This is a genomic window from uncultured Methanobrevibacter sp. (assembly GCF_902801725.1).
Taxonomy (GTDB): Archaea; Methanobacteriota; Methanobacteria; order Methanobacteriales; family Methanobacteriaceae; genus Methanocatella.
In genome coordinates this window covers 1-7,123 of the sequence record NZ_CADCJB010000058.1, presented here as the reverse complement: position 1 = coordinate 7,123, position 7,123 = coordinate 1, and the positions used below count along the sequence as shown (strand labels likewise).

At 35.4% G+C, this 7,123-nt stretch carries 5 protein-coding genes; all 5 read left to right on the top strand.

Features of this window, described 5'->3' with window-relative positions; genetic code table 11:
- Positions 1-828 (top strand): FkbM family methyltransferase (locus QZV68_RS09685; protein WP_296880801.1); only part of this gene is annotated, 828 nt, incomplete at its 5' end.
- 12 nt (positions 829-840) lie between these two features.
- Entirely contained in the window at positions 841-2,034 is a 1,194-nt protein-coding gene (locus tag QZV68_RS09680) for a glycosyltransferase family 2 protein (protein ID WP_296880800.1), read from the top strand.
- 18 nt (positions 2,035-2,052) lie between these two features.
- Complete coding sequence (locus QZV68_RS09675; protein WP_296880799.1) at positions 2,053-2,649, top strand: bifunctional 2-polyprenyl-6-hydroxyphenol methylase/3-demethylubiquinol 3-O-methyltransferase UbiG; 597 nt, start codon at positions 2,053-2,055, stop codon at positions 2,647-2,649.
- A gap of 1 nt (position 2,650) precedes the next feature.
- Positions 2,651-5,302, top strand: coding sequence for a glycosyltransferase (locus QZV68_RS09670; RefSeq protein ID WP_296880798.1), 2,652 nt, complete (start codon positions 2,651-2,653; stop codon positions 5,300-5,302).
- 29 nt (positions 5,303-5,331) lie between these two features.
- The gene (locus QZV68_RS09665) at positions 5,332-6,843 is read left to right on the top strand and encodes a hypothetical protein (protein WP_296880797.1); all 1,512 of its coding nucleotides are present in this window, start codon (positions 5,332-5,334) and stop codon (positions 6,841-6,843) included.
- The last annotated feature ends 280 nt before the right edge of the window (positions 6,844-7,123 follow it).

Sequence of the window (7,123 nt, the reverse complement as noted above, 5' to 3'; positions counted from 1 at the left end):
GACAAGATTAAAGAGGTTACAAAACACCTGCCAACCTATGCAAGAAAAGTATTCAAATGGTATATGCTTCGTGCAATGACCATCAACATGATAAAAAGAGATACACTGTATTTCAATTACGAACTGGACGATCAAAAGAAATTCACAGAGTTCAAGGCAAACAATGCAACTGAAGATGGCATTGCAGGATACAAATTCACAGGAGACTATAACCTGCACCCCTTTGTCAAAGTCGGACTCTCACAAAATGACCTTGAATACATTAAAAACAAGGATATCATTGATGCAGGAGCATTTACAGGAGATACATCACTGCCCTTATCTAAAAGAACAACAAAAAACGTTTATGCATTCGAACCATTTAAGGAATCATTTGAAATACTTGAAAAAAATATTGCTGATAACGACATCAAAAATATCATTCCCATAAACAAGTCACTTGGAAATATGGATGGCGAGAGAACCCTGTTCCTTTCAGGGGAAAATGTGCAGGGAATCACAAGCGATTCAGACTTAAGAAGCTATGACAAAGAAATTAAAGTCCAGGAGACTACAATCGACACATTCGTTGAGGAAAATAACTTGGAAGTCGGATACATCACAATTGATGTTGAAGGAGCCGAAATGGATTTGCTTGAAGGAGCAGTCAACACAATTAAAACACAAAAACCTATTCTTTTTATCAGCATGTATCATAAGGTTTCAGATTACTTTGATATAATCCCATGGGTTGCCAATCTGGATTTGGGATATGAATTCAATATCATTAAAGAAAATCCTTGGACATTCCTGGCAGATACAGTTGTTCAGTGCAGAATGAAATATTAAGGTGGAATTGACTTGAGCAAGTATAAATTATCTATTATTATTCCAACATTCAACTTGGAAAACACAATTGACAAGGCGTTCAATTCCATCAAATGCCAAAGCATCGGTTTTGAGGATATTGAAGTCATATTTGTCGATGACAATTCCACAGACAATACATTAAGCAAATTAGAGGATTTTTCCAAAAAATATGAAAATGTAACTGTGTATTCAACCAGCGAAAACAGTGGTTATGCCGGTGTTCCCCGAAATATTGGCCTTGGAAAGGCAACTTCAGATTATGTTCTTTTCCTGGATGGAGATGATGAACTGTTAGTCAATGCCTGTGAAGTTTTATATGAAAAAATTCAATTCTACAATACAGACATAGTTATTGGAGGCCATATTAACGTTTACAGTAACGGAGTTTTTGAGCACTATCCACCGTTATTGCATAACAACGAAAGCTTTTTTAAAAATGTTTCAAATCCACAATTGCTTAACATAAATCCTGCAATATCTGCAAAATTATTCAATAGACACCTATTAATCAGTAACAGTATAAACTTTCCGGAAGGAATCCCCGGAGAGGATTTGGTCTTCTTACTGGAATCACTTCTCAATTCCAGAAATGCATTGACACTGAATAATTTTTACACATATTTTAGAAATTTAGGTGACGAATCAGTTACTCTTAAGCTGACCAACGAGTATTTTTATGGCCTGATAAAAGCATATCTACTTGCAAGTGACCTATTTGAAAAACATGGCGTTGACGACAATATTCAGGAAATAGTTTTCCACAATCACCTCAATTTTTTTACTGAAAGAGTCATGAGCGAATATTACTGTGAAGACTGCAATGATGCTGAGTTAAGTGAAATTTTTTCATCAGAATTATTTGATGAATTATCCGGTAAAGAGATTTTCAAAAACAATCCTAATTTTTCACAGTATTTTGAAAGAATGAAAAACGGAGAATATAATAATCGTGATTTACTAAATAGTATTTATCAAACTTTCAATTTTGACTCAGAAATTATATCAGATTTGAAATACGTTAAAAATGAAATTTCAAAATTAAATATACAACCTAACAGAATTCAAGAGGACAACATTCATTTAAAAAAAGTGAATAAAGAGTTATCCGAAGAGAATGAAAGGTTAACTTCTGAGTTAAATGAAATAAAATCATCAAAATTATGGAAATTGAAAAACAAATTTTAATTAAAGGAATGTGAGCAAATGCATAAAAGTTCAATGATGAAAATGGAAGATTTCAAAAAGTCCTATCTAAACTCAAATGACGAATTGAAAATATTGGATATCGGATCATTTGATAAAACTGGCAATTATAACTATAAAATGATTTTAAACGGAAAAAAATGGACATATCACGGAATGGATTTGAAAGAAGGGAATAACGTTGACATAGTTGTTAAAGACCCATATGACTGGAATGAAATTGAAAAAAATACATATGATGTTGTCGTGACCGGCCAGGCACTTGAGCATATGGAATTTTTTTGGCTTACAATGGAAGAGATTAACAGAGTTCTCAAACCCGGTGGTTTATGTTGCATTATCGTTCCAAGCAAAGGTCCAATTCACAAAAACCCTTATGATTGCTACAGATTCAATGAGGATGGAGTTAGAAGTTTGGCAAAATTTGTCAAGTTTGAAATATTGGAATCTGGAACAACAACAGACAAAATTTCAGATCCATGGTATGACAGTTTTGTAATAGCCCAAAAGCCTGAAACCGAAACCAAAACCGATTTGGAAAACAGAATGGATGATATAGAAAACAAAATGGATTTGATTCTAGAAAAACTAAGATAATATGTATAAGATTTCAATTATTGTACCAGTTTTTAATGTTGGAGATACGCTTCAAAATGCGTTCGATTCAATTAAATCACAAACAATAGGCTTTGAAAACATAGAAGTAATTTTTGTTGATGACAAATCAACAGATGACAGTGCAGACATCATTAGAGACTTTTCTAAAAAGTACAATAATGTAAAATCAATTTGCCTTAGTGAAAATAGCGGTTTTGCAGGAAAACCACGTAACGTAGGTATTGAAAATGCAACCGCCCCCTATCTTATGTTTTTAGACCCTGACGATATCTTTTTAGAAAATGCCTGTGAAATTCTATACAAAAGAATTAGTGAAAATGATTTGGAACTCGTTTCAGGCAACTATGACATAAACAGGGACTCAAAGACTATCAGAAATAACTGGGACATCCTGAAATTAGAGGATGGGGAATCCTGTCAAGTTCAATGCATTGATGAAAACTTTAACCTCCTGCTTACAACACCTTCAGTTTGGTCGAAAATCTTTAAAAAGGAGTTTATCCTAAAAGAGGACATTGACTTTCTTGTTGGAGTTCCGGCTCAGGACCTTGTTTTCGTAACCGAAAGCCTTCTTAAGGCAAGAGGCATAGAATTCATAAACACTCCTGTCGTTGAATATATTCCTCGTCAAAGCGATTCAGTTACATCCAAAAAAAGTAAATCAGTTCTTGCAGGTTTTATCAAATCATATACTGCAGTTTTAAACATTGCAAAAGAACATGATGAAGACTATGCATGGATTGGACCTAGAAACCTATTCTTTTGGATTAAACAATTTGTTTTAAGTGATTTACCTATTAAAGACAAAATTGACTTGCTACATATGGCAAATCCTCTGTTTGAAGAGTTTATAGCTTCGCCAAGAATACATCCACCAGAATACTTGGATGAATTTTTAGCGCTGATAGCTAAAAAAGACTTTTATAATGCTTCAAAACTGTCTGAAAAATTAGACTTTAATTATGATGAAAATATCATCATCAATAAACTCAAGGAAAAAAGAATATTTTTATTGTTTTATGGCTTTGACATGGAAATCGGAGGGCTTGCAAAAGCAACATTCAACCGTGCAAATCTTTTAACCGAACACGGATACAATATCACATTATTAAACATAGACAATGGAAAAAACAGCGAATACATCACCCAAAACTTCCATGAAAACAATTATCTTGACGAATCCGTAGATATCATCAATATTTTTGATTATCTGTCCATCAAAAGCACATTGGACAACAATATAAAACCAGAGGTGGAAAATTCAGACAACATGATTGTTAAAAGAGAAGAAAAGAGTGACAAATCCACAGTATTGAATTACTATGCCACCAACTTAAGCAGAAATCTGGTAAAAAGCAAACACTACACAAACAACTATTACTCCATCAAGCATTACCGTAATGGACATCCATTCAAGGAATATTTTTTCACCAATGACGGATTCAAATTCTTAGAAATAGAAAATTACAACAACATTACCCTAATCGACAGACAGCTTAATCAGGAAATCAAATTCAAAGATCAATTTGAATTTTATGATTACTTTATAACGGAAATTCTTATAACCTGTGAAAACAAACCGTTTCTGGTTAATGAAAACTCAGGAATCGTTCCAAACTTCAACAATATCGACTCCGATTTGGCCTATAAGATTGCAAGCATCCACACAAATCCATATACCGGAGAGCACCATTACGGAAGCCCAATCAGAGATGATTTTTCCATTTTGGAAAATGTGGACCAACTGGATTATGTTGTTGTGTTGACCGAAGGACTTAAAGACGACTTAATTCATGAATTTAACGTTAGCAGAATTAAAGCGATTCCAAACATCATCGAGCTTTCAAAATACAATCAGGACAACAACATAAAAAAAGATTTGAACAAACTTTCACTTTTTGCAAGGCTGAGCCCTGAGAAAAACATCACCGATGCAATCAAGGCATTCAGCGAAGTTTCAAAACAAAACGACAAAGCAAAATTAGAAATTTTCGGAAGAGCCACAACCCCTTCAGAGATAAATGAAGAGAAAAAACTGAAATCATTAGTAAATGAGCTTGGCCTTAATGATAAAGTAATATTTAAAGGACATAGCGACAATGTTTCCGAAGAGATGTCTTCTTCCCTTGCAACGCTATTTACATCAAATTTCGAAGGATTGGGAATGGTTGTTTTGGAATCAATGCTCAACTCCACACCAGTAATCAGCTATGACATCCATTACGGTCCTGCAGATTTCATCATCAATGATGAAAACGGTTATCTGGTTGAACAGGGAGATGTTGACAGCTTGGCTGAATGCATGCTTGATTTACTGGACAATCCAGATAAAGCAATCGAAATGGGAAGACTGGCCCGTCAAAAAGTTTTAATGGAAATCGACTCTGAAAACCTGTTTGATAAATGGGAAAGCATCCTGAAGGAAGTCTACATCAATTCACTGAACTTGCCGAAAACACATTTAATCGAAACTGCCATTACAAATGAATTGGACAAATCCGAAAGAGTCAAAATAAAATTATACAGGGAAAATCACAGATTGTATAGGCAAAACAAATTATTGAAACAGCAGATTAATTCAAAAGGCATTCTTAATATCAAAGGATTATTTAAAAAAAATAGGCACAAATAATAATAATCACTATCACCAAAATTACCAATATGGAAATCTACAACAGTAAAAAAGACATTTTGGGAATAATATTTTTCGCATCAAGCATACTGATTTTGGGCTACATGTTCCTGACACCCCTAAATCAGCTTATCATCCACATCGACGAGTACTTTTCGCTGACACTTGTCACACTCCCGATTCATGATATTCTGACAGTCACAACATGGGACGTGCATCCTCCGCTGTACTATCTTCTGGGAAAGATGGCGGCCAAGTTTGCCTCAATGACCGGGATGGATCTTCTTTTCAGCATAAGGATTCTCTCGATTATACCATACATTCTGATTTTGGTCATTTCAGCTGTTAAAATCAGAGAGGATTACGGCTGGCTTACTGCCGGACTGTTTACACTTTCTCTGGGAATCATGAGCGAGTTTTTCACACACTTTCTCATTGCAAGGATGTACAGCTGGGCAATTCTATTTATTCTAATTGCTTTTCTTGCATTTGCAGAAATCATAAGGACCAATGACATCAAGGCATGGGCCGTTTTAAGCGTGTTTTCAGCATTGTGTGCATACACGCATCATTTTGCGGCAATATCTGCAGCATGCATCTACATCATTCTTTTTGCATACATTTTCAAATTCAAAAAGGACGAACTCAAGATGTGGGCAATATCCGCCGCCGCTGCAGTCATTCTCTACATCCCTTGGATTCCTTCACTGATTATTCAGGTGACCCAGGTTCATCAAAGCTACTGGATTCCTGAAGTCAGCGCACCCACACTGATGAATTCCTTCGGATATTACGCATACACTTCAGACGCCTTTTTCAGCGGAGTTGCAATACTCATCCTGGCAACACTAATATATATCTACTCAAAGGAAACCGAAAAGGGAAACATATCCAAAGAGGACAGGTTCCTGATTTTAAGCGGAATAGGAGTTTATGTGGGAACAATCGTTTTAAGCGTTATCCTTTCAGTCGTCGTCAAGCCCATACTTATGGTGAGATACCTTCTTCCGGCAACTGCAATAATGTGGCTTACAATCTCTGTCATCATGACCAAAATCGAAAACAGAAGAATGTTCATGATTTCAGGAGCTCTTGTAGGACTCCTTCTCATTACAGGACTTGCCACAACAATTTCATCTAACGATACAATCTATCAGGACGGACTGAGCCAGAAGGCTGTTCTCGACAACATAACACAGGATCCCAATTCAATGGTCATCATACCTAGCCAGAACATGATAATGTACTTTTTGGATTACGCCAACAAGACAGACATGTACTGCCTGAATGTGGATCACGTACTGGGGGAGAACATGAACAGGCTGCATAAGTTCTATGACTTCAAGACCTACAACGGAAATGACATCGATTCACTGATTGCAAACAACACAGGCAAGAACATTTACATAATCAGCTGGAACAAGCCAGTGCTGAACACAACAACTGTTGAATTGGACAAACAGGTCGGAGTGGTCTTTTCAAAGGTCAAGCAGAGCAATTCAACATCATACAACAATACCGAAGAGGAATATTACGAATAGGGTTTGAAAACCCTATCCCTTATTTTTTTAAAAAGTTCATACTTTACAATTTTTTTTGAATGAAAGCGAAAGCATTTCATAAAATTATAAATAGCTTCATAAACAAAGATAAAAAGCATATTAATTAATTTTATTTCGTGATATCATGAAGCTAAAAAAGACAATCATATTGACGATATTACTTCTTGCAATACTTGCTGTGGGAGCGGCAAGTGCGGCAGATGATAATGCGACGTCAGAAACGTTAAAGTTAAGTGAAGATTCATCAGAAAGTGTTTTA